This window comes from Xanthomonas sp. LMG 12460 (assembly GCF_009192895.1).
In the GTDB taxonomy this organism is placed as follows: Bacteria; Pseudomonadota; Gammaproteobacteria; order Xanthomonadales; family Xanthomonadaceae; genus Xanthomonas_A; species Xanthomonas_A sontii.
This window is the reverse complement of sequence record NZ_NKUH01000004.1, coordinates 70,992-94,856: the sequence shown is the minus strand read 5'-3', so window position 1 is coordinate 94,856 and position 23,865 is coordinate 70,992. Positions and strand designations below refer to the sequence as shown.

General features: G+C 71.7%; 17 protein-coding genes. 9 read left to right on the top strand and 8 right to left on the bottom strand.

All coding sequences use genetic code 11. From position 1 onward, the window contains the following. The first annotated feature begins 98 nt into the window (after positions 1–98). The gene (locus CEK66_RS00875; RefSeq protein WP_017910123.1) at positions 99–530 is read left to right on the top strand and encodes a low affinity iron permease family protein; all 432 of its coding nucleotides are present in this window, start codon (positions 99–101) and stop codon (positions 528–530) included. Between the two features lie 79 nt (positions 531–609). Here CEK66_RS00875 and CEK66_RS00870 read toward each other — a convergent pair whose 3' ends face one another. Continuing rightward, positions 610–837: a hypothetical protein gene (locus CEK66_RS00870; RefSeq protein ID WP_017910124.1), complete on the bottom strand. Its 228-nt coding sequence runs from the start codon at positions 835–837 to the stop codon at positions 610–612. Between the two features lie 197 nt (positions 838–1,034). Here CEK66_RS00870 and CEK66_RS00865 point away from each other — a divergent pair, with 197 nt between their 5' ends. The 7 genes from CEK66_RS00865 (at position 1,035) to CEK66_RS00835 (ending at position 9,294) form a co-directional block, all read left to right on the top strand. Then, entirely contained in the window at positions 1,035–1,376 is a 342-nt protein-coding gene (locus CEK66_RS00865; RefSeq protein WP_152235635.1) for a hypothetical protein, read from the top strand. Between the two features lie 128 nt (positions 1,377–1,504). Continuing rightward, positions 1,505–3,214 (top strand): ubiquinone-dependent pyruvate dehydrogenase, encoded by a 1,710-nt coding sequence (poxB, locus tag CEK66_RS00860; protein WP_173003365.1) that lies wholly within the window; start codon positions 1,505–1,507, stop codon positions 3,212–3,214. A gap of 75 nt (positions 3,215–3,289) precedes the next feature. Further along, positions 3,290–4,726 carry a HAMP domain-containing sensor histidine kinase gene (locus CEK66_RS00855; protein ID WP_152235633.1) on the top strand — a complete coding sequence of 479 codons (1,437 nt, stop codon included), beginning with the start codon at positions 3,290–3,292 and terminating at the stop codon, positions 4,724–4,726. Beyond that, positions 4,711–6,048 carry a sigma-54 dependent transcriptional regulator gene (locus CEK66_RS00850; RefSeq protein ID WP_152235632.1) on the top strand — a complete coding sequence of 446 codons (1,338 nt, stop codon included), beginning with the start codon at positions 4,711–4,713 and terminating at the stop codon, positions 6,046–6,048. The genes CEK66_RS00855 and CEK66_RS00850 overlap by 16 nt, the downstream gene beginning before the upstream one ends. Positions 6,049–6,331: 283 nt before the next feature. After that, positions 6,332–7,120, top strand: a complete 789-nt coding sequence (locus CEK66_RS00845) for a hypothetical protein (RefSeq protein ID WP_152235631.1) — start codon at positions 6,332–6,334, stop codon at positions 7,118–7,120. Between the two features lie 96 nt (positions 7,121–7,216). Further along, positions 7,217–7,894 carry a hypothetical protein gene (locus CEK66_RS00840; RefSeq protein ID WP_152235630.1) on the top strand — a complete coding sequence of 226 codons (678 nt, stop codon included), beginning with the start codon at positions 7,217–7,219 and terminating at the stop codon, positions 7,892–7,894. A gap of 146 nt (positions 7,895–8,040) precedes the next feature. Next, positions 8,041–9,294 (top strand): MFS transporter, encoded by a 1,254-nt coding sequence (locus CEK66_RS00835; protein WP_152235629.1) that lies wholly within the window; start codon positions 8,041–8,043, stop codon positions 9,292–9,294. Between the two features lie 3 nt (positions 9,295–9,297). Here the strand turns inward: CEK66_RS00835 and CEK66_RS00830 are convergent, their stop codons facing one another. Further along, positions 9,298–10,281 (bottom strand): NAD(P)-dependent oxidoreductase, encoded by a 984-nt coding sequence (locus tag CEK66_RS00830; protein ID WP_152235628.1) that lies wholly within the window; start codon positions 10,279–10,281, stop codon positions 9,298–9,300. 264 nt (positions 10,282–10,545) lie between these two features. Between CEK66_RS00830 and CEK66_RS00825 the strand changes: the two genes are divergently transcribed. Then, on the top strand, positions 10,546–12,528 hold the full coding sequence (locus CEK66_RS00825; protein ID WP_226978443.1) for a PEP/pyruvate-binding domain-containing protein: 1,983 nt from the start codon (positions 10,546–10,548) through the stop codon (positions 12,526–12,528). A gap of 207 nt (positions 12,529–12,735) precedes the next feature. On the opposite strand, the gene glgX is transcribed toward CEK66_RS00825, so the two are convergent. The 6 genes from glgX to glgB all read right to left on the bottom strand — a co-directional run bounded on the left by glgX (position 12,736) and on the right by glgB (position 23,811). Next, positions 12,736–14,901: a glycogen debranching protein GlgX gene (gene glgX, locus CEK66_RS00820; protein WP_152235627.1), complete on the bottom strand. Its 2,166-nt coding sequence runs from the start codon at positions 14,899–14,901 to the stop codon at positions 12,736–12,738. A 9-nt stretch (positions 14,902–14,910) separates the two neighbouring features. Continuing rightward, entirely contained in the window at positions 14,911–15,117 is a 207-nt protein-coding gene (locus tag CEK66_RS00815) for a DUF2934 domain-containing protein (RefSeq protein ID WP_081613359.1), read from the bottom strand. Positions 15,118–15,131: 14 nt separating this feature from the next. Then, on the bottom strand, positions 15,132–17,747 hold the full coding sequence (treY, locus tag CEK66_RS00810) for a malto-oligosyltrehalose synthase (protein ID WP_152235676.1): 2,616 nt from the start codon (positions 17,745–17,747) through the stop codon (positions 15,132–15,134). Further along, entirely contained in the window at positions 17,744–19,711 is a 1,968-nt protein-coding gene (malQ, locus tag CEK66_RS00805) for a 4-alpha-glucanotransferase (RefSeq protein WP_152235626.1), read from the bottom strand. Before malQ ends, treY begins: the two co-directional genes overlap by 4 nt. A 147-nt stretch (positions 19,712–19,858) precedes the next feature. Beyond that, positions 19,859–21,646: a malto-oligosyltrehalose trehalohydrolase gene (gene treZ / locus CEK66_RS00800; protein ID WP_193312530.1), complete on the bottom strand. Its 1,788-nt coding sequence runs from the start codon at positions 21,644–21,646 to the stop codon at positions 19,859–19,861. A 2-nt stretch (positions 21,647–21,648) separates the two neighbouring features. Then, the gene (gene glgB, locus CEK66_RS00795) at positions 21,649–23,811 is read right to left on the bottom strand and encodes a 1,4-alpha-glucan branching protein GlgB (RefSeq protein WP_318526803.1); all 2,163 of its coding nucleotides are present in this window, start codon (positions 23,809–23,811) and stop codon (positions 21,649–21,651) included. Between the last annotated feature and the right edge of the window lie 54 nt (positions 23,812–23,865).

Sequence of the window (23,865 nt, the reverse complement as noted above, 5' to 3'; positions counted from 1 at the left end):
GATATGCACGCCTCGCTCACGGGAGGCTGTCGATCATCCTTAGCCGCCTGCAGACGCTGGCGGCGGTGCAGGCGTCTCCCGTCGAGCGAGGGCCTGCGATGAAACCTGCCAAGCTGTTCAACGTGGTCGCCAAGAAGGCGTCGTATGCCGCCGGCACGCCCTGGACCTTCTGCATCGCGCTATGCATCGTGCTGGTGTGGGGCCTCAGCGGCCCGGTGTTCGGCTTCAACGACACCTGGCAACTGGTCATCAACACCGGCACCACCATCATCACTTTCCTGATGGTGTTCCTGATCCAGCACACCCAGAACGCCGACACCGCGGCGATGCAGATCAAGCTCGACGAACTGATCCGGGTCAGCGCCAAGGCCAACAACGAGCTGCTGGACCTGGAAGAGCTGGACGAGAAGCGGCTGGAAGAAATCCGCAAGCAATACGAGGAACTGGCGCGCAAGGCCAGCGAGGAACTGCGTGCGCGCAATGCGCGCCACGGCGATGGCCGCGAAACCCACGATCGCCCCAAAGGTTGAGCTGACGCCCACGCTCCTGCGACGCTGGCAGCAGCGTGTCGGCGGTGAGCGCGCGACACGCCGCTGCGCGTTGCAGGGATCAGGCCGGCACGGCGCCGTCCGGATCGTCTGTGGTCGCAGTTGTCGACGCGCGCTCGGCGCCCTGCAGGGTGTCGCCGTGCGGCGGCGTGGCCCGACCGTCATCCAGTTCGGCTGGTGGCATGGACGAGGCCGCGTCGGCCATGGTGGTGTGGGTGTTGCGGCGATAGGCGCGGATGGCGGCGTAAGCCGTGCCGGCCAGCGCAAGTTTCCAGAGTAGACCGGACATCGCAGGGCTCCAATGTGGAAGGAGCGGCCAGCGTCGGCCAGCACGGGTGGCGCAGGCGTGCAGGTCACGTGCGTGCGGCGTGGTCGCGCCGGTCGGCATCGCAGTCGCCGCTCGCGCGGCCTTCATCGCAACTTGCATGCCGGCTAACGTGCGCCGGCCTAGCGTGATCCGCTCACACGCTTCTGCAGGAGATCGTCATGGCGCAGCGCACTTCACCTCCCACCGGCACGCACGATGTACGCCAGGCCGCCTACCGCGGCACGCAGGGCGATGTGTCCGCCGACAGCGGCGTGCCACGCGGCCGCGACCGTGATGTGCCGTCGCAGCCCATGCCGCCGCCGCAGGCGCCTGCGCCACAGGATCACGGCGAAGACCGCAGCGGACGCAGCCAGCCGAACCTCGGCCAGGCCGGCACCTATGGCGCCACCGGCGAGCATCCCGGTGGCGCCCACGGCAAGGCCGCCACGTCCGGCAGTTATCACGAGGACGATGCGGACAATGCGGCGCACGATGCCGCCGCTGCACGCGGCGAAGACTAGCCGCACCGTGCGCTGAACATGGAGGCGGCAGGCACGGGCGTGCATCTGCTGCGCCACGCGTCGGTAACGCACGCGGTGCGACCATGCCGTTCCCCACCCGGAGATCAGCACGTATGTCCAAGCAGACCATGGCTCGCCTGCTCGCCGAAACCCTGCACAGCGCGGGCGTGGAGCGGATCTGGGGCGTGACCGGCGACAGCCTCAACGGCCTGACCGACGCGCTGCGGCAGATGGACAGCATCGAGTGGATGCACGTGCGCCACGAGGAAGTGGCCGCCTTCGCCGCCGGCGCCGAAGCCGCGGTCAGCGGCAAGCTGGCGGTGTGCGCCGGCAGTTGCGGCCCGGGCAACCTGCATCTGATCAACGGCCTGTTCGATTGCCACCGCAGCCACCAGCCGGTGTTGGCGATCGCCGCGCACATTCCGTCCTCGGAGATCGGCCTGAGCTATTTCCAGGAAACGCATCCGCAGGAACTGTTCCGCGAGTGCAGCCACTACGTCGAACTGGTGACCAACCCGGCGCAGATGCCGGAAGTGCTGCAGCGGGCGATGCGCACGGCGATCCTGCGCCGCGGCGTGGCGGTGGTGGTGATCCCCGGCGACGTCGCCCTGCAGGAAATGCCCAAGGGCACGCCGACGACGTGGCCGGCGCTGGCCGCGCCGCGCATCCTGCCGGCCGACGCCGACGTGGCGAAGCTGGCCGATCTGCTGCAGGCGAGCAAGGCCACCACCTTGCTGTGCGGCAGCGGCTGTGCCGGCGCGCACGACGAGGTGGTGGCGCTGGCCGACGCGCTGGGCGCGCCGATCGTGCACGCGCTGCGCGGCAAGGAACATGTGGAGTGGGACAACCCGTTCGACGTCGGCATGACCGGCCTGATCGGCTTCAGTTCCGGCTACCAGGCCATGCTCAACTGCGACACGCTGCTGATGCTCGGCACCGATTTCCCGTACCGGCAGTTCTATCCCAAGGACGCCACCATCGTGCAGGTCGACAACGATCCGGCCGCGCTGGGGCGGCGCACGCCGCTGCAGCTGGGCATCGCCGCCGACGTGCGCGAGACCATCGCCGCGCTGCTGCCGCGCCTGCAGCGGCGCGAGAACCGCGGCTTCCTGGAGAAGTCGCTGGCTCACTACCGCAAGGCGCGCGAGGGCCTGGACGACCTGGCCGTGGCCTCGGCCCCCGGCGAGCCGTTGCATCCGCAGTTCGTCACGCGCATGGTCGATGCGCTGGCCGATGCCGATGCGATCTTCACCTGCGACGTCGGCACGCCGACGGTGTGGGCGGCGCGCTATCTGACCATGAACGGCCAGCGCCGCCTGCTCGGCTCGTTCAACCACGGCTCGATGGCCAATGCGATGCCGCAGGCGTTGGGCGCGCAGGCGCAGTTCCCGCGCCGGCAGGTGATCTCGCTGTCCGGCGATGGCGGTTTCACCATGTTGATGGGCGACTTCATCACCCTGGCCCAGCTCGGCCTGCCGGTGAAGGTGGTGGTCTACAACAACGGCTCGCTGGGCTTCGTGGCGATGGAAATGAAGTCGGCCGGCTACCTGGATACCGGCACCGACCTGAGCAATCCGGACTTCGCGGCGATGAGCAACGCCATGGGCATCCTGGGTCTGCGCGTGGACGAGTCGGCGCAACTGGAGCCGGCCCTGCGCGAGGCGTTCGCGCATCCCGGCCCAGCGCTGGTGGACGTGCGCGTGGCCAGCCAGGAGTTGGCGATCCCGCCGGCGGTCAAGCTGGAACAGGCCAAGGGCATGGGCCTGTACCTGCTGCGCGCGGTGATGAGCGGACGCGGCGACGAGGTGCTGGAACTGGTCAAGACCAACCTGCGCTGAGTCGCCGCAGGCACCGCGGCGCGGTTACGATCGCCGCGGTTCGCCCCGCCTCTTCCGTTGCGCCCAAGGACGTCCATGCCCCGTTCGCTGTTGCGGCAACTGCTGCTGATCTGGATCGTCATCGTCGCCGCCTGCGTGGGCATGGCGGTGGTGCTGGTCGGGCTGTACCGGCACAGCGAGGGCGTGCGCAGCGAACGCGCGCAGGCCGGGTTGCGCGAGGTGTGCACGCGCATGGTGCAGCGCTACAACGGCGCCAGCGCCGCCGCCCACGGCAGCGACGGCACCGGCCTGGCGGCGGTGGTCTCGCAACTGGTGCTCGCCGATGCCGCCGGCGTGGAAGGCGGCTTCTGGGACCGCCAGCGCGGCTTCGTCGCCTATGCCTACCCGACCTACGATGGAACCGAGCACAAGACCGACGTGCCCTCGGCCGAGCGCAACGTCATCGTCGCCGCCGTGCAGCGCGGGGTGGCGGCGCAGCACACGGTCGACTACCGCCGCGACGGGCAGCGCGAGAGCCTGCTGATCGCGGCCTGCCCGCTGGACCGCAACGCCGCGGCCTGGGCCATGACCCGCGTGGCTTCCAGCGACGCCGCCGCCAGTCTGCCGCTGGCGCTGGGGATGGCGCTGATCCTGGCGCTGGTGGTGGTGTCGGCGCTGGCGCTGGGCTGGGTGGTGCGGCGCTGGAGCCAGCGCCTGCAGGGCATCCAGCAGGCCTTGGCGACGCCGGCCGAGGTACCGCAGATCCCCAAGACCGGCGCGCCGGAGCTGGACCGGCTCGGCGCCGCGGTCACCGACTATGCGCAACGCAGCGCGCGGGCCCTGGCCGAGACCCGCCGGCTCGGCGAGGAGCTGTCGCGGCACGAACGCCTGGCCGCGCTGGGGCGCATGACCGCGACCGTGGCGCACGAAATCCGCAACCCGATCGCGACCCTGCGCCTGGCGCTGGAAAACCAGATCGCCGCGCACGCGGACGGCGCCGACGACGCCCAGGCGCAACTGATGCTGGCGCAGATCCAGCGCCTGGACGGCGTGGTGGAAAGCCTGCTCGGCATGGTTCAGCCGATCCGCCTGCACCGGCAGACGGTGGCGCTGCAACCGTGGCTGCAGGCGCTGCTGGACCCGGCCGACTGGGACGGGCAGACGCCGCCGATCGCGCTGCGCCTGCAAGCGGCGCCAGCGCAGTGGATGCTGGATCCGCAGCAGGCCGGGCGCGCCCTGCACAACCTGCTGCGCAATGCGCTGCAGCACGCCGCTCCCGGCACCGAGGTCACGTTGGCGGCGCAGGCCGAGAACGACCTGCTGCACCTGCGCGTGCGCAACCAGGGCGAGCCGGTGCCGGCGCCGGTGGCCGCGCATCTGTTCGAACCGTTCGCCAGCGGCCGCAGCGACGGCAACGGCCTGGGCCTGGCGCTGGTGCGCGAGATCGCCCGCGCCCATGGCGGCGAGGCGCACTACGCGCATCGTGACGGCATCACCGAGTTCAGCCTGGAGCTGCCATGGCGCGCATCCTGATCATCGACGACGACCTGGCCTTCCTCAGCACCCTGCAGGCGACGCTGCGCTCGTTCGGCCACGAGGTGGTGGCCGTGGCCGACCCGCGCGAGGGACTGGCGCGCCTGGGCGAGGGTGGGCTCGACCTGGCCTTCGTCGACTTCCGCATGCCCGGCATGGACGGCATCGCACTGATGCGTGCGCGCCAGGACGATGCGCAGGCCATGCGCGTGCCGCTGGTGATGCTCACCGCGCATGCCTCCAGCGGCAACACCATCGAGGCGATGAAGCTCGGCGCCTTCGATCACCTGGTCAAGCCGGTGGGCCGCGCCGATATCGCCGAGGTGGTCGAGCGCGCACTGCGCAGCCGCGGCGACGCCGCGCCGGACGCCGCAGCGGCGATGCCGGCCGAGGAAGACGACGCGCTGCTCGGCCACAGCGCGGCGATGCGCACCGTGCACAAGCGCATCGGCCTGGCCGCCGCGTCCGACCTGCCGGTGCTGATCACCGGCGAAACCGGCACCGGCAAGGAACTGGCGGCGCGCGCGCTGCACCGTGCCAGCGCGCGTGCCGCGCAGCCGTTCGTGGCGATCAATTGCGCGGCGATTCCCGCCGAGCTGATGGAGAGCGAGCTGTTCGGCTACCGCAAGGGTGCGTTCTCCGGCGCGGTGAGCGACCGCAACGGCCTGATCCGCGACGCCGATGGCGGTACCCTGTTCCTCGACGAGATCGGGGACATGCCCTTGCCGATGCAGGCCAAGCTGCTGCGTTTCCTGCAGGAAGGCGAGGTCTCGCCGCTGGGTGGGCGCGGCGCGCAGAAGGTGGATGTGCGGGTGATCGCCGCCACCCACCGCGACCTGCTGCAGGCGGTGGACGCCGGGCGCTTCCGCAGCGACCTGCGCTACCGGCTCAACGTGGTGCCGATCGAACTGCCGCCGCTGCGCGAGCGCGGCGACGACATCCTGCTGCTCGCCCAGCATTTCCTCGTCGCCGGCGCCAGCGCCCCGCAGACCCTGTCGCCCGCGGCGCAGGCGCGCCTGCGCGCCTATCCCTGGCCGGGCAATGTGCGCGAACTGCGCAACGCCATGCAGCGCTGCCAGGTGCTGGTGCGCGCGCCGGTGGTCGAGGCGCACGACCTGGACGAACTGCTGGCCCAGCCCGCCGAGACGCCCACGACGCTCGATACCGACGCGCTGACCCTGCCGCAGGCGATCGCGCAACTGGAACGGCAGATGATCCAGGCGGCGCTGACCCAGGCCCACGGCAACCGCGCCGAGGCCGCACGCCGGCTCGGCATCCATCGCCAGCTCCTGTACCGCAAGCTCGACGAGTACGGGCTGTAGCGGCGCGCTGGCGCGCCGCGGGATTGGGGATTGGGGATTGGGGATTCGTCACAGCACCAGACATCAGGCGACGCGTCCGCTTTTGCGAATCCCCAATCCCCAATCTCCAATCCCCTTCCATCCACACCTGTCCGCAAAGCGGACAGATGTGGATGGAATGGAGACGCTGCTAAAGCCAGATCGGCACTCGATTCATTTAAAGATCAATGACTTAAAAGTTGGCACGGCCTCTGCATTACCTCTCCTGCGAGCGGCGCCCCCTTGCCGCTCAGGAGGAACTCCCATGATCCGTCGTAGCGCACTCGCTCTGTCCCTGGTGCTGGCCACCGCCGCTGCTGCCGCCACCGCGCAGGTGCCGGCGCCGCCCGCACCTCCCGCCCCGCCGGCGCCCGGCAGCGTTCCGGCGCCGCCGCCGCCGCCCGCGGCCCCCGTCGCCGCCACGCCGGTGCGCGTGGACGGCACCGTCGAGCGCTTCATGCTCAACCCCAACGGCGACGTCGATGGTCTGTGGCTGATGGACGGCACCCAGGTCAGCTTCCCGCCGCACCTGTCGGCCGATCTGCAGGCCGCCGTACGTCGTGGCGATGCGATCTCGGTCCAGGGCTATCGCCTGGGCAGCCTGCCGCTGCTGCAGGCCAACACCATCACCGCGCGCCGCAGTGGCAAGCAGGTGGTCGACCGCCCGCCGAACCCGATGACGCCGCCGCCGGCGCCCCCGGCACCACCGGCCCTGACCCCGCTGCAGGCCGATGGCCGCATCGAGCGGCTGGTCTATGGCCCGCGCGGCGACACCGCCGGCGTGCTGCTCAGCGACGGCACCGTGGTGCGCATGCCACCGCACGCCGCCGTGCAGTACAGCGAGTTGCTGCGGCCCGGCGCGCGCCTGAGCGTCAACGGCTTCGGCGTGTTGACCCAGGTGGGTCGCTCGGTGGAAGCCACCCAGGTCGGCCGCGACCGCAACTCGCTGCAGGCGGTGTTCGCGCCCCCGGCCCCGCCTGCGCCGCCGGCTGCTCCGCCGCCGGGCGCGCCGGGTGCGCCGGCCGCCCCGCCGCCGCCGCCGGCCCCGCGTTGATCCGGGCGCGGTTCCATCGCGCCTGACCCCGCGCCCGCCGTTCGCGGCGGGCGCTGCCGGCCCCCGCCGGCATCCCTTGTTCGTCTGGAGAATGCAATGCATTGGGTCGATCCCGATTCCCTGCCGGAAACCCGTGGCACGCTCGCACGCTTCCTGCTCAACCCCAAGGCCGACGTCGACGGCCTGCTGTTCGACGACGGCACCGAAGTGCACACCCCGCCGCACCTGTCGGCGCAACTGCTGCAGGCGCTGCGTCCGGGCGTCGGCCTCGGCGTGCGCGGACTCAAGCCGCGCGGCGCCGATGTGCTGGTGGCGCTGGCGGTGGACCCGGACGGGGCCGCGCGCATCGTCGATGAAGGTCCGCATGCCGGTCCGCACACACCCAAGCCCAAGCCGCCGGCCAAGCACAAGCCCGCGCAGGACGCGGCGCGTCACGCCGGTACCATCGCACGGCTGCTGCACGGCCCGCACGGGCAGGTGCATGGCGCGCTGCTGGAGGACGGGCTGATCGTGCGCTTCCCGCCGCACGCGGTGCCGGAATCGGCGCGCTGGCTCGCCGCCGGCAAGCCGCTGACGGCGCAGGGCGAATTGCTGGAGTCCGCGCATGGCCAGGTGCTGCATGCGCAGGCGCTGGGCGCCAGCGACGCGACGCTGCAGCCGCTGAAGCCGAAGCCGAAGCCGCCCAAGCCTCATCACAAGCCGTTGCACGCGCATGCGGATGATGCTGCGCCGAAGGACGGGCCCAAGCCGAAACCGAAGCCCAAGCCCCACTAAGTTCCGAGTCGTCGCGGCGGTGTGCCCCTGGCCACCGCCGCGCCTGTGTTTCAGCTGGCCATCCAGGACACCGTCATGCCGCCCGTCGCGCCTGCGCAGCACCACGCTCTCCTGTCCTTGTCGACGCGCTCGTCGGCGGTGCGCGCATGAGCGGCGCTGGCAAGCGCCCGCGCGGCACGCGCGCGCTGGAAGCGCTCAACTTCACCATGGCCGACGTGCAGGACGGGCTCGGCCCGTTCCTGAGCGTGTTCCTGCAATCCAAGGGCTGGTCGCTCGGCGCGATCGGCTCGGTAATGACCGCCGGCGGCATCGTCGGCATGCTCGCCACCACGCCGGGCGGCGCGCTGGTCGATGCGACCAAGCGCAAGCGCAGCATCGTGGTGGTCGGCTGCAGCATGATCCTGCTGGCCTCAGCGCTGCTGTGGTGGTCGCCGACGCTGCCCGGCGTCATCGCCGCGCAGGTGATGACCGCGCTCGCCGCCGCCGCGCTGGGGCCGGCGCTGTCCGGCATCACCTTGGGCCTGGTGCGCCAGGCCGGCTTCGATCACCAGATCGCGCGCAACCAGGTCGGCAGCCATGCCGGCAACGTGGTGGCCGCGGCGCTGGCGGGCTTGCTCGGTTGGAAATTCGGTTTCGGCGCGGTGTTCGTGCTGACCGGCTGCTTCGGCGTGCTGGCGATCATCTCGGTGTTGATGATTCCGCGCGACGCCATCGATCACCGTGCGGCGCGCGGCATGGCCGAGGCCGAGGACGACCACGGTACGCACGTCAGCGGCTGGTCGGTGCTGCTGACCTGCAAGCCCTTGCTGGTCCTGGCCGCGGCGCTGGCGCTGTTCCACCTCGGCAATGCGGCGATGCTGCCGCTGTACGGCATGGCCGTGGTGGCCGCGCACCAGGGCGACCCGAACGCGCTGACCGCCACCACCATCATCGTCGCCCAGTCCACGATGGTGCTCGCCTCGCTGCTGGCGATGCGCCTGATCCGCGTGCGCGGGCACTGGTGGGTACTGCTGCTGACCTTCCTGGCGCTACCGCTGCGCGGACTGATCGCCGCCAGCGTCATCCACACCTGGGGCGTGTTCCCGGTGCAGATCCTCGACGGCGTCGGCGCGGGCCTGCAGAGCGTGGCGGTGCCGGCGCTGGTGGCGCACCTGCTGCAGGGCACCGGCCGGGTCAACGTGGGGCAGGGCGCGGTGATGACGATGCAGGGCGTCGGCGCGGCGCTGAGTCCCGCACTGGGCGGCTGGATCGCACAGGGGTTCGGCTATCGCGCCGCATTCCTGCTGCTGGGCGGCATCTCGCTGCTGTCGCTGGCGTTGTGGGTGGGGATGCGCAAGCACCTGGTGACGGCGAAGCGGGACGGAGCAGCCGACGAACCGGTGCCGCCGCTGCCGGCTTAGGTCTCAGCCCGGCGCGACGCCAGGCACCACCTCGCAGGCGATCCCGGCGGCGGCCAATTGCGCCGCCAGCGCCACGTGCGGCGCCTGCCGGAACGCATCGCCCGGCAGCAGGCTGACCACGCGCTGTCCGGCGTGCGCCCGTTCGATCAGCAGCGCCAGATGCGCGGCCGGATCGTCCGGCAGCGGCTGGCGGCTGGCATCGCGGCGTGCCAGGCTCAGCACTGCCGCGCTCACTTGCGCACCGACCAGCAGCAGGTCGGCCTGGTTGAGCGCGCGCAGCGCCTTCAGCGTCAGTGCGCCGGGGTCGCCATTGCCGGTGCCGACCAGCCACACGCTGCCCTGCCGCGGCACCGCGTCGCTGCGCTGCAGGCTTTCGGCGAAGGCCTGTTCGGCGGCATCGCGCTGGCCGCTCTGCAGCAGGGTCTGCACCGGTCCCTCCAGTACCTGTTCGAACCAGCGGCGGCGCTGCGGCAGGTCCGGCAGGCGCGCGCGGATGGCGGCGCGGTGGCGCGCGAACAGTTGCGCCAGTTCGGCGTAGGAATGGTCCAGTTCGGTTTCCCAGCGCTCGCGCAGGCGCCGCGCCAGCATCGGCGCCGCACCGCTGGAGGAGATCGCGATCAACAGCGGGTCGCGATCGATGATCGCCGGCACCTGGAACGTCGACAGCGCGGCGTCGTCGACCACGTTGACCCACTTGCGTCGCGCTCCGGCCTGTTCGGCCAGTTGCCGGTTGAACGCGTCGTCGTCGGTGGCGGCCACCACCAGCCAGGCGTCGTCCAGCCACTGCGGGTCGAAGGCGCCGTCGGCGCGTTGCAGGCGGCCCTGCGCCAGCCACTGCGCCACGGTGGGGTTGAGCGCGTGCGCGTACACCAGCACGTCGGCACCGGCGTGCAGCAACGCCTCGATCTTGCGCATCGCCACCTCGCCGCCGCCGACGACCAGCACGCGGCGTCCGGCCAGGTCGGCGAACAGGGGATACAGCGGCATGCGGACTCCTGGCTGGGGCGAGGTGCGTCAGGTCGCGGGCAGGCATGTGGCGGGACCGCACGCGGCTGCGCAGCGTTCTGTCGGTCAACGATACAGAAAGGAGGGCCTGGTGGAGCTGTCCGCAGCGGATGTCATTCTCCCCCGTCATCCCAACGGCCCGCGGCGGCGGCAAACGCCGGACCATGCCCGGCAGCGCCTGGCCGCGCAACCAACGCGCAGGCGCTGGCGTATGATCCGCGCTCGTCGCCCTCCCGAACCGGCATCATGGACCGAGCCCGTCCGTCCCTTTCGTGGCCACGCGTGTCGGCGTGGTGTGTCCTTTTCGCGCTGCTGTGGCCGGTGGCGCCCACGCTGGCGCAGACCGCGCGCAAGCCGTCGGCCTACGAGCAACGCCCGGGCAGCAATGCCGCCGTGCAGCCGGCGACTGGGCCGGATTCCCTGCCGCGCCTGGACAGCCGTGCGCAGTTCCTTCAGCTTGCGCGGGTCTACAACGCCGGCACAGCGCTGGAGCTGCCGCATCTGCTGTTCGTGATCGACCGGCAGCAGGGTGGACGCGTCTACTACCTCAACACCCCGCGCTTCGCGCTGCACGAGCAATTCGTGCGCCAGCGCCTGGCGCCGGGCATGGGCAAGGCGGCGCTGAAGGCGCAGTACCGCGATCCGCAGCGCCGCTTCCTGTTCGGCACCCTGAGCTGGCAGCAGGATCTGCCGGGCTACACCTACGAGTTCTGGGAGGGCGACGTCCTTACCGCGCCCTTGTTGCAGCAGACCGATGCCGCCTTGCGCGCCTCGTTCTTCGACGCGCTGCGGTTCAAGACCAACTCCACGCTGCACGAACAGGTGGCCAAGTCCGCCGGGCTGGCCTTCGTCACCCAGGAGGCGCTGCTGCGCGAGCAGCGCTTCCTGCCGTTGAACACCGGCCATGCCGAGGGACGGCTGCGCATCGTGCGTTCGGAGGCGCAGTTCCGTACGCTGTCGCCGCGCGATATCCCGGTGCTGGACGAGGTGCCGATCGCGTTGGCGCCGGTCGCCGGCCTGGTCACACAGCGCCCGTCCACGCTGTTGTCGCACGTCAACCTGCTGGCCAAGGGCTGGGGCATTCCCAATGTGTACGTGCGCGATGCGCAGGCGGCGTTGCGCCAGTACGACGGGCGCTGGGTGCAACTGGATGTCACCCACAACGACTACCGGGTGACAGCGCTGGCGGGTCCGCCGACGGCCGCACCCGCTGCCGCTTCACGGACCGCGGCTCGCGCGCTGCCGCGTCCGGACCTGACCGTGACCGCGCTCAAACCGCTGGCGGCGCTGCGCGCCCGCGACAGCCGCGCCTGCGGGACCAAGGCCGCCAATCTCGGCACCTTGAAGGCTGTGCTGCCGCCGGCCGCGCGCGTGCCGGACGGCTTCTGCATCCCGTTCGCGTTCTACCAGGCGACGCTGCAGCGCCTGCAGGTCGATCAGCGCCTGCGCGATCTGCAGCGACGCCCCGGCTTCGCCACCGATGCGGAGGTGCGCCGCGCCGCGCTGGCGACGCTGCGTGCCGAGATCGCCGACGCCGCGCCCGATCCCGCCTTCGTGCGCGCGTTGGAGACGCAGTGGCAGGGGCAACTGCACGGCGCCGGTGTGTTCGTGCGCAGCTCGTCCAACTCCGAGGATCTGCCCGGCTTCAGCGGCGCCGGCCTGTACACCACCGTGCCCAATGTCACCCGCGCCGATGCATTGGCCAAGGCGGTGCAGACGGTGTGGGCGTCGGTGTACAACTTCGAGGCCTACGAAGCGCGCGCCGCCGCCGGCCTGCCGCAGGACGCGGTGGCCATGGCGGTGCTGGTGCAGTTGGCCGCCCCGTCCGACAGTTCCGGGGTGATGATCACCCGCGATCCCTTCGATGCCGCGCGCCGCCATGTCACCTATATCTCGGCCAAGCGCGGTCTGGGCATCCGGGTGGTCGAGGGCAAGCGCCAGGCCGAACAGGTGATGTATTCGAGCTGGTCCAGGGCGGTGCAGGTGCTGAGCCGCTCGGCCGAGGACACCCAGCTCGTGGCCAACGCCGCCGGCGGCGTTCGCGAGGTGCCGATCGTCGGCACCCGCCAGGTACTGACCGACGCGCTCATCGCGCGACTGGCCAAGGTCGGCGCGATGACCAAGCAGGCGCTGGGCGGCGCCGACCAGGACATCGAGTGGGCGGTGGTCGGCGACGAGGTGGTGATCCTGCAGGCGCGGCCGTATGTGGAGCGGGGTGGGCGCCAGTGAACCACCCTCACGTTGCTGCCGGGGCGCTATCGGTGCAGCCGCTTGCGGTGGGCAGCCAGCGCGGCACGGCGGTATCTGAGTTCCATTGATGTCCGGTCGCGGCTGAAGCCGCTCCTATGGACGACAGTTCGCCACGTCCGCCTTCTGTAGGAGCGGCCTCAGCCGCGACCCGCAGCGCCCGACAACGCGTCGGACGCTCCCATCAGCTCACGCCGTCGGCGCATCCGCATTCTGGTGACGCGCCGCGGCGGTCTTGCTGTCGCGTTCGGCCGCCAGCAGGGTCAGCGAGCGGCCGATGCCGTGCCACTGCGAACCACCGGGCAGGCCGTGTTCGCCGTTGCGTTCGGCGGTGTCGATCAGCACGCGCCAGTGTTCGCCTTCGACCAGCGGCAGGGTGAACGGCACGTCCTCGACCGCGCCGTTGACGATCATCAGCAGGGTCACGTTGGACGCGGCCTGGCGCAGGCCGCTGGACGGGGCGCGGCCGTCCAGGCGCATCATCAGCGCGCGGGCGTGCGGGTCGTGCCAGGAGGCTTCGGTCATTTCCTCGCCGTCCGGGGCCAGCCAGGTCACGTCCTTGATGCCCAGTTCCTCGTCGTAGACGCCGTCGAAGAAGCGCGCGCGGTGCAGCAGCGGGTAGTGCGCGCGCAGGTGGGTCAGGCGCGAGACGAAGGCGCTGAGCTGGTGCGCGCGCGGGCCGGCTTCCCAGTTCAGCCAGGTCAGTTCGTTGTCCTGGCAGTAGGTGTTGTTGTTGCCGCCCTTGCTGCGGCCGAACTCGTCGCCGGCCAGCAGCATCGGCGTGCCTTGCGACAGCAGCAGGGTGGCCAGCATGTTGCGCATCTGCCGCAGGCGCAGCGCGTTGATCTGCTCGTCGTCGGTCTCGCCTTCCACGCCATAGTTGGCGGAGATGTTGTTGTCCGAGCCGTCGCGGTTGTGCTCGCCGTTGGCCTCGTTGTGCTTGTGCGCGTAGCTGACCAGGTCGTGCAGGGTGAAGCCGTCGTGGGCGGTGACGAAGTTGACCGAGGCGGTCGGGCGACGGCCGCGGTGGTGGAACAGGTCGGCCGAGCCGGTCAGGCGCGTGGCCAGTTCCGCCAGTTGGCCTTCGTCGCCGCGCCAGAACGCGCGCACGTTGTCGCGGAACTTGTCGTTCCACTCCGACCAGCCCGGCGGGAAGGCGCCGACCTGGTAGCCGCCCGGGCCGACGTCCCACGGCTCGGCGATCAGCTTGACCTGGCTCAGCAGCGGATCCTGGCGGCAGGCGTCGAGGAAGCCGCCCTTGGGGTCGAAGCCGTGATGCTCGCGGCCGAGGATGGTGGCCAGGTCGAAGCGGAACCCGTCCACGTGCATCTCCGCCACCCAGTAGCGCAGCGAGTCGTTGACCATGCGCAGCGCGCCGGCATTGGTCAGGTCGAAGGTGTTCCCGGTGCCGGTGTCGTTGATGTAGAAGCGGCGATCCTCGGCCAGGCGGTAGTAGCTGGCGTTGTCGATGCCCTTGAACGACAGCGTCGGCCCCAGTTCGTTGCCTTCGGCGGTGTGGTTGTAGACCACGTCCAGGATCACTTCCAGCCCGGCGCTGTGCAGCCGCGCCACCATCTGCTTGAACTCGGACACCGTGCGCGTGGCCATGTAGCGCGGGTGCGGGGCGAAGAAGCCGATGGTGTTGTAGCCCCAGTAATTGCGCAGGCCCTGCTTGAGCAGGTATTCGTCGTCGACGAAGGCGTGCACCGGCAGCAGTTCCACCGCGGTCATGCCCAGGCGCTTGATGTGCTCGACCACCTCGTCCACCTTCAGCCCGGAGAAGGTGCCGCGCCAGGCCTCGGGGACCGAGGGGTGGCGCATGGTGGTGCCGCGCAGGTGGGTCTCGTAGATCACCGTGCTGTCCCACGGCGTCTGCGGGCGCTGGTCCTTGCCCCAGGTGAAGGCCGGATCGATCACCGCGCACTTGGGCATGTAGGCGGCGCTGTCGCGGCGGTCGAAGCTGAGGTCGGCATCCTTGTGGCCGATGGTGTAGCCGAACAGGGCCGGCGCCCATTTCAGTTCGCCGACCAGTTGCTTGGCGTAAGGATCGAGCAGCAGCTTGTTGGGATTGAAGCGGTGCCCGGCGTCGGGCGCATACGGACCGTACACGCGGTAGCCATAGAGCTGGCCGGGGCGCGCGTCGGGCAGGTAGCCGTGCCAGATCTCGTCGGTGTACTCGGGCAGGGCGATGCGTTCGATCTCGCGGCCGCGATCGTCGAACAGGCACAGCTCCACCTTGGTGGCGTGCGCCGAGTACAGGGCGAAGTTCACCCCCAGGCCGTCCCAGGTGGCGCCCAGCGGATACGGCAGGCCCTCGCGGATACGCGAACGGCGGGTGAGCTTGCGCACGGGCATGAAGGATCCTTAGGAAGAGATGCTGCCGGTGCCGGCGCTGCGTCGCGGTTGCGACGGCGGCAGCGCCTCGGCATCGGCTTCGGCGGCCGCTTCCGCGGCCACCAGGCGTTCGGCCATGGCCCAATGGCGGGCGGCGTGGCCATCGGGTCGCCCTTCGGCTTCCCAGATTTCGTGCGCGAGTTGGCGGATGCGGCGTTGGCGTGTTTCTGCGTCCATGGCTTCTTGCGAGATCAGGGGGAGGCGACCAGCACGGCCACCGGGAACTCGGCGAACAGCGCCGACACCGCAATGGCCGACATCGCGTCGACGGTAGCACTGGCCAGCACCGGGCGATACTGTGCCTGCGGCAGTGTCAGAACCGTGTTACGCCAATCGAACTGCGCCCGCAGCGGCGCGTCCGGCCGCAGCGCCTGCGCGGCCGCGCCCAGCCGCGGTACCGCCACCACCAGCGAGGCGCCCTCGTGTTCGCGCACGAAGCCGAGCACGTGTTGGGCCTGCGGGCCCTGCGCCTGCAGCGGCGTGTAGCGGCCGTGCGCGAACAGGTCCGGATGCGCGCGCCGCAGCTGCAGCAGCTGTGCGGTCAACCAGGCCTTGATGTGGCCGCTGTGCCAGTCCTGCAGCAGCGCGTCCGCTGCGGTGGCATCGCGCAGCCAGGCCTGGCGCAGCGCGTAGTCCACCGGGCGGCGGTTGTCCGGATCCACCAGCGACAGATCCCAGCCCTCGCTGCCCTGGTACAGGTCGGGCACGCCGGGCAGGGTCAGGCGCAGGGTGGTCTGCACCAGGCTGTTGAGCGCGCCGGCCGGGGCCAGTGCCGCGGCCGCCTGCGCCAGCGCCTCGCGCAGTGCGGCGCCGGCCGGCTGCACCAGCGCCGCGTCGAGCAGCGCGCGCGCATTGCGCTCGTAGTCCTCGTCCGGCCAGGTCCAGTGGGTGCGCAGCTTGGCTTCGCGCGCGGCCTTGAGCTGCCAGGCGCCGATGCGCTCGGCGTAGTCGCGCAGGCCGTCGGCGTCGTCCACCGCCAGTTCCAGCGGCCACGCCGCCACCAGCATCTGCCACAGCATCAGCAGGTCGCCGAGCAGCGGCGCGGCGCTACCGGCCGGCAGCAGGTCGGCCGACAGCGCCTGGAACCGCGCCACCTGCGCCTCCCACCACGGCGCCTGCGCGCTGAGCGCGGCCAGGCGCATGCGCACGTCTTCGCCGCGCTTGTGGTCGTGGGTGGCGGTGGCCAGCAGCGCGCGCGGATAGCGCTGCGCGCGCACGGCGTTGGCCGCGTGGAACGCCTCCGGCGTCAGCGCGAACACGTCCGGCTCGCTGCCGACCTCGTTGCGCGAGAGCAGCACGCCGTGGCGGTAGAAGGAGGTGTCCTCCACCGACTTGGCGTTGAGCGGCGCCGACAGTTGCTCCAGGCGCCGGCGCACGATCCGCCGCAGCGCCACCTGCGCCTTGCCGGTGCCGCGGCCGTCGCGGCTCCAGCGTTCGATCGCATCGATCGCCGCGCACACCCGCGGCTCGGCGCCGGCACGCGCGCGCTGCGCGGCCTGCGCGAGGCGCGCCGCGTCGTCGTCGTCCAGGCCATCGGGCCCGGCATAGGTGCGGTACACCTCGAAGTGCCGCAGCAAGGCCATCAGCCCGCGCGCCAGCATCTGCGGGCTGAACTCGCGGGTCAGCGGATCCAGGCGCGCGGCGGCGCCCAGCGCCTGCACGGTGCGCACGAACTCGGCCTGCAGCGAACCCTGCAGGATCTCGTCGCGCGCGGCGCGCTGCTCCTGGCCGAAGTCGCCGCTGCGCCCGCTCCAGCGCCGCCACAGCGCGGTCAGCGGTTCGGCGCCGGCCGGGTCGTGCAGCACCGCGGCGACCTGGTCCATGAAGTCGTAGCCGGTGGTGCCGTCGCAGGGCCAGTCGCTGCGCAACTGCTCGTGCGGCGCCAGGATCTTTTCCAGATACAGGACGATGCCGCCCGGGGCGATGCCGCGGCGGCGGCCGGCGCGGTCCAGTTGCGTGCGCAGCCGCTGCACGTAGCCGGTGGGATCGGCCAGGCCATCGACGTGGTCGACCCGCACGCCATCGAGATGGCCCTCGGCGACCAGCCGCAGCGGCAGCTCGTGGACCGCGGCGAACACGTCGTTCTGCTCCACCCGCAACGCCGCCAGCGAAGTGATGTCGAAAAAGCGGCGGTAGTTGAGCATGTCGTTGCCGACCCGCCACCAGGCCAGGCGATAGCACTGGCGTTCGATCAGCCGGTGCAGGGCGTCGTCGCCCAGCCGCGCGGCGTCGTTGAGCCGGGCGGCCCAGGCCGGGCGCGCGCTGGCCGGTTCCTGGGCGATGGCGCCGTCCAGGCGGATCGGGAATCGCTGGTCGTGGTGCAGCAGGACCACGCTGCCGTCCTCGGCCACCTGCAACTGCAGCGCGCCTTCGCTCAGCGCCTGCGCATAGGGGCGGTCCAGCACCGGCAACCACAGCTTGCCCTCGCGCCCGGGCGCGCGCCAGTCGATGTCGAACCAGCCGGCATGGCGGCTGCGCCGGCCATGGGTGAGCACGTCCCACCACCACGGATTGCTCGGGTGGGTGGCCATGTGGTTGGGCACGATGTCCAGGATCAGGCCCATGCCGTGGCTGCGCGCGCGCTCGGACAGGTGCAGCAGCGCCGGCTCGCCGCCGAGTTCGGGATTGACCTGGCGCGGGTCGGTGACGTCGTAGCCGTGGGTGGAACCGGGCACCGCGGTGCCGATCGGCGACAGATACAGGTGGCTGATGCCCAGCCCGGCGTAATACGGCACCTGTGCGGCGGCATCGAGCAGGGTGAAACCGGCATGCAGCTGCAGGCGGGCGGTGGCCCGCAGGGGAATCATGCGCATGCGTCGGCTCCTTGCGCGGCGGTGGCGGTGGATTGGCGGGTCTGGGCGAAGGCATCCAGGCGCGTGGCGAGGGTAGCCGCGGTCGCGGCGGCGTCGGGCGCGGGCAGGCGCCGGCGCCAGTTCGGGTGGCCGTCGACGGTGCCGGGCAGGTTGGGTTGCTGGTCCAGGCCCAGCGCGTCCTCGGCCGGCAGCAGGGCCAGCGGCGAGGGCGTGGCGGCGACGAAGCGCAGCGCGCCCAGTTCAGGGTCGGCGGCCTCGGCGGGCGGCAGCGCCGCGGCGACCGCCTGGTCCATGCGCGCGACATCGTCGGTGCGTGCCTGGTGGTCGGCATGTTGCTGCGCGGCGTCGCTCAACTGCAGGCGCCGGCGCCAGTCGATGTCCTCGCCGCGGCGCCAGCCGCGCAGGGTCGGCAGGTCGTGGGTGGTGGTGGTGGCGAGTGCGTCGGGGCGCCACTGCGCCGGCGGCAGGAACGCGCCGGCGCGGTCGCGGGTGAACAGCAGCACGTCGATGCCCATCACCCCGCGGCGCGACAGTTCCGCGCGGATGCCGTCCGGCACCACGCCCAGATCCTCGCCGATCACGATCGCGCGGTGCCGCCAGGATTCCAGCGCCAGCAGGCGCAGCAGGTCGTGCAGCGGATAGCGCAGGTACACGCCGGTGGAGGAGGGTGCGCCGCGCGGGATCACCCACAGCCGCAGCAGGCCGAGGATGTGGTCGATGCGCACGCCGCCGCGATCGCGCATCACCGCGCGCAGCAGTTCGATGAACGGCGCAAAGCCGGTGGCGCGCAGCGCGGTCGGCGCATAGCCGCAGATGCCCCAGGCCTGGCCGTCGCCGTTGAACGCGTCCGGCGGCGCGCCCAGTTCCAGCCCCTGCAGCAGCGCCTGCGGCCATGCCGCGGCCTCGGCGCCATGCGCGTCGAAGCCCACCGCCAGGTCGGCGATCAGGCCGATGCCCATGCCGTCGGCACGCGCCTGGCGCTGCACGTCGGCCCAACTGCGCGCGGCCAGCCACTGCGCGAACCGATGCAGGCCCGGATCGGCATCGCCGAAATCCTGCGCGGCGAACGCGGCATGCGCGTGCAGGGCGCTGCCGCCGTCGCGTTCGAACGCGGCCAGGTCGGCGTGCAGCGCGGCATCGGCCTGACCGAAGTCGGTATGCAGTTGCCGCAGCCACTGCCACTTCAAGCCAGCGGAGGCCGGCCAGTCGATCAGCGGGCGGGCCTGCGCCTCGGCGAAGGCCTGCACCAGCCCGGCCGCCTCCAGCGCGCGCTGCGCGGCGGCGGCACCGAGCACGCGCGCCGGCGCTGCCTGCAACGGATCGAGGAAGCGGCGGTCGCTGGGCGAGTAGGGGCTGTAGTGCGCACCGATCGGTCGCGCCGCATGCACCGGGCTCAGCGCGATGGCATCGCCGCCGGCCGCGGCGATACGCGCGGCCCAGGCGGCGGTGCCGTCGGCGTCGCCGATGCCGGCGTCGTAGCCGCCCGGCGCCGAGTACACCTGCAACGACAGGCCCCAGCGCCGCGGCTGCGCCGCGCCCACCGCGTCGGCGACGCCGTAGCAGCGTGGCGGCGCCACCGCCAGGGTGGTGCTGCGGTCGCCGTGCTGCAGGGTCCAGTAGCCGGCGGTATCGGGTGCGACCAGGCGGCCCTGCGCGTCGCAGTGGCCGTGCAGTGCGCGCCCGTCCTCGCTGTCGAGCCGGTACGCCGTGCCGGGGGCGGCGCCGATTTCGACCGGCACGTCGACGTCGGCAGTCAGCAGCGGCGGCAGCGCGGCATCGGCCTGCAGCCGGCGCAGGCTGTCGCGGCAGGCGGCGGCGTCGCGCGCGTCCAGGCCCAGTGCGCCGAGTACGTGGCGCAGGGTGTCGTCGGCGACCGTGCGCGGCGTATCGCCGGCATCGATCCAGTCGACCAGCAGGCCGGCGGCGTCGGCCAGGGTGTGCAGGGAAGTGTCGGTCATGGGCAGGGCAAACCGGGCAGCAAGCGAAAGAGGGATCCGCCGCGGTCCCGCCCGCGCGCGACGGCGGCGCGTGCGCGGCGGTGGGCAGCGAACGAGGCGGCCAGCGTGCCGGGGACGCTGTCGCGATGGCGTCGCGACAGCGGGTGCTCATGCGGCGTTGCCGGGCCGGTAGCGCGCGACGAAGGCGTTGGGCGGCAACTGCGCGGCGTCGTCGCCGGCGTTCTCCGCATGCACGGTGCTGCCGGGCAGGTCCAGCGCCACCGGCGCGTCGCCGAAGTTGGCGGCCACGTGCCATTCGCCGTCGCCCAGGCGCCAGCCCGCCGCGATCGCCTTCGGGCCGATCACCCGCGCCCCCAGCGCGCTGGCCTGGCTGAGCGCCGGCACCAGGTACTGGCGCCGCAACGCCATCAACGCCGCGAACCAGTCGCGCCAGCGCGCACCGTCGCCGTGGGTGGCGTCGCTGATGTCGGCGATGGACGCGTGGAAGGTGCCAGGTGCGTTGGGATCGGGAATGGTGGCGCGCTGTTCCGGGTCGGCGAAGGCGGCGAAGTGCGCGAACTCACGGCGCCGGCCCTCGCGCACCGCCTCGTCCAGCGGCGGCGCGAAATCGGTGAAGAACTGGAACGGGGTCCGGCTGCCCCACGGCTCGCCCATGAAGAACAGCGGGATCATCGGGGTCAGCGCGGTCAGCGTCAGCGCCGCGCGCAGCGCCGGTTCGCTCACCTGGGTGATCAGCCGGTCGCCGCGGGCGCGGTTGCCGATCTGGTCGTGGTTCTGCGCGAAGATCACGAACTTGTGCGGCGGCAGGTGGCCGCTGGGCTCGCCGCGCGCATGCCCGCGGTGGTCGGCCTCGCCCTGGAAGGCGAAGCCTTCGCCGAGCACCCGCGCCAGGTGCTGCGCCGGCGCGTCGGCGAAGCCGGCGTAGTAGCCCTCGTGTTCGCCGGTCAGCAGCACGTGCAGGCTGTTGTGGAAGTCGTCGTCCCACTGCGCGCTGTAGCCGCGCTCCAGCACGTCGGCCTGGTTGGCCTCGTTCTCCAGCACCAGGTGCACGTGGCGCCCGTCGGCCACGCTGGCCGTGATCGCCTCGCGCAGGGTGTCGAGGAAGGCGTTGGGCACGATCGCGTGCACCGCGTCCAGGCGCAGGCCGTCGAAGCGGTACTCGTGCAGCCACATCAGCGCGTTGTCGATGAAGTAGCGCTGCACCGGCGCCAGGCGGAAGTCGATCGCCGCGCCCCAGGGCGTCGGCGCGTCCTCGCGGAAGAAGGTCGAGGCGTACTGGCCCAGGTAATTGCCGTCCGGGCCGAAGTGGTTGTAGACCACGTCCAGGAACACGCTCAGGCCCAGGCCGTGGGCCTCGTCGATCAGTGCCTTGAGTTCGTCGGGATGGCCGTAGGCCGAGGCCGGCGCGTACGGCAGCACGCCGTCGTAGCCCCAGTTGTGGCGGCCGGGGAATTCGGCCAGCGGCATCAGTTCGATCGCGGTGACGCCGAGCGCGACCAGGGTCGGCAGCTGCGCGCGCAACCCGGCGTAGCCGCCGCAGGTGCCCACGTGCAGTTCGTAGAACACCGTCTCGGCCCAGGGCCGGCCGCGCCAGTCGCCGTGGCGCCAGGCGTAACCGTCGGTGGCCAGCACCGCGCTGGCGCCGTGCACGCCGTCCGGCTGCCAGCGCGAGGCCGGGTCCGGCACCGGCGTGCCGCCGTCGATGGCGTAGCGGTAGCGGGTGCCGGGTGCGCACGCCAGGGTGGCGGCGAAATAGCCGTCGCCGATCGCCTGCAGCGGCTGCCGCCGATCGTCGCCGAACACCAGCTCCACGCGCTCGGCATCCGGCGCCCACAGCGCGAAGGCGACCTCGCCGTTGGCGCCCGGCCAGGCGCCGGGGCGCAGCGCCGCGCGCGGGGCGGCAGGGGAGTCGGTCGAGACAGCGGTCGTGGCCATGGTCAAAGGTCCGGTTGCAGCCAAAGGGTGGACAGCGGCGGCAGGGTCAGCGCCAGCGATTGCGCATGCCCGTGCATCGGCTGCGGCAGGGTCGACAGCACACCGCCGTTGCCCTGGTTGGAACCGCCGTAATAGCCGCTGTCGCTGTTGAGAATCTCGCGCCAGCGTCCGCCACGCGGCACCCCCACGCGGTAATCGTGGTGGACGGTCGGCGTGAAGTTGCTCACCGCCAGCAGCGGCGGCGTATCGTCATCGCGGTCGTGGCGGACGAAGGCGAACACGCTGTTGTGGTGATCGTCGGCGATGCTCCATTCGAAGCCGTCGCTGCTGCGGTCGCTGCGGTACAGCGCCGGCAACGCACGCAATTGCCGGTTGAGGTCGGCGACCAGGCGCGCGACGCCGCGGTGCTCGGGCTGCTGCGCCTGCACCCAGTCCAGCGGCCGGTCGTGGTCCCAGTCCTGCCACTGCCCGAACTCGCAGCCCATGAACAGCAGTTTGCGTCCGGGATGCGCCCACATGAAGGCCAGGTAGGCGCGCAGGTTGGCGAAGCGCTGCCAGGCGTCGCCGGGCATGCGCGCCAGCAGCGAGCCCTTGCCGCGCGCCACCTCGTCGTGCGACAGCGGCAGCACGAAATGCTCGGAGAACGCGTACACCAGGCCGAAGCTCATCTCGCTGTGGTGGTGCTGCCGGTGCAGCGGATCGCGCTGCAGGTAGCGCAGGGTGTCGTGCGCCCAGCCCATGTTCCACTTGTGGCTGAAGCCCAGGCCGCCCTGCGCCGTGGGCGCGGTCGCACCCGGCCACGCGGTGGATTCCTCGGCGATGGTGCGCACGCCCGGGAAGCGCTGCGCGATCTCGTCGTTGAGCCGGCGCAGGAAGGCGATCGCCTCCAGGTTCTCGCGGCCGCCATGGGCGTTGGGGATCCACTCGCCGGCGTTGCGGCCGTAGTCGCGGTACAGCATCGCCGCCACCGCATCCACGCGCAGGCCGTCGACGTGGAAGCGCTCGATCCACTCCAGCGCGCTGCCGATCAGGTAAGCCACCACTTCCGGGCGGCCGTAGTTGTAGACCAGCGTATTCCACTCGCGGTGCACGCCTTCGCGCGGGTCGGCGTGTTCGTACAGGGCGCTGCCGTCGAAGCGCTGCAGGCCGTGCGCATCGTCGGGGAAGTGCGCACCGACCCAATCCAGCAACACGCCGATGCCAGCCTGGTGACAGGCATCGACGAAGCGCGCGAAGCCGTCGGCGTCGCCATGGCGCGCGGTGGGGGCGTACAGGCCCAGCGGTTGGTAGCCCCAGGAGCCGCCGAACGGATACTCGGCGATCGGCAGCAGCTCGATGTGGGTGAAGCCGAGCCCGCGCACGTAGGGGATCAGTTCGGCGGCCAGCGCATCCCAGTGCAGCGGCTGGCCGTTGCCGTCGTGGCGCCAGGAGCCGGCATGCAGCTCGTAGACGCTCAGCGGCTGTGCGCTGCCGGCCTGGGCCTCGCGCTGCGCAAGCCAGGCCGCATCTCCCCAGGCATGGCTGTCGGCGTACGGCACCACCGAGGCGGTGGACGGCGCCAGGGCGCTGCAGCGCGCCACCGGATCGGCCTTGCGCGGCAGCACGCTGCCGTCGGCGGCCTGCAATTCGTATTGATAGTGTTCGCCGCCGTGCAGCCCGGGCACGAACAGTTCCCAGACCCCGGCGTCCGGGTGAAAGCGCAGTGGATGCCGGCGCGCGTCCCAATGGTTGAAGTCGCCGACCAGCGCCACCCGCCTGGCCTGCGGCGCCCACACCGCGAAGCGCACGCCCTCCACCTCGCCGACGCGGGCGTGATGCGCGCCGAGCGCGGTACGCAGGGCGGCGCCGTCGCCAGCGGCCAGATCCTGCAGCCAGGCCGGATCGAGCATCGGCTCGAAGGCATAGGGATCGTCGCATTCCTGCACCGCGTCCGGCCACACGATGCGCAGCCGGTAGGGCGTGGGCTGCTTCAGCTCGCCCTCGAACAGGCCATCTGCCTGCGGGTGGGTACGCATCCGCGCAATCAGCTTGCCCTGCGCATCGAGCAGGCCCAGCGCCTCGGCGCCGGGCGCCAGCACACGCACCCGCACCGTGCCGTCGGCCTGTGGATGCGGGCCAAGCCAGGCGAACGCATCGATCGCCTCGCCGCGTGCCAGTGCCTGCAGGGCAAGGCCGTCGCCGTCGTCCTCCGTGTCCGCCGCCGGGTCCCCGCCGGCGGC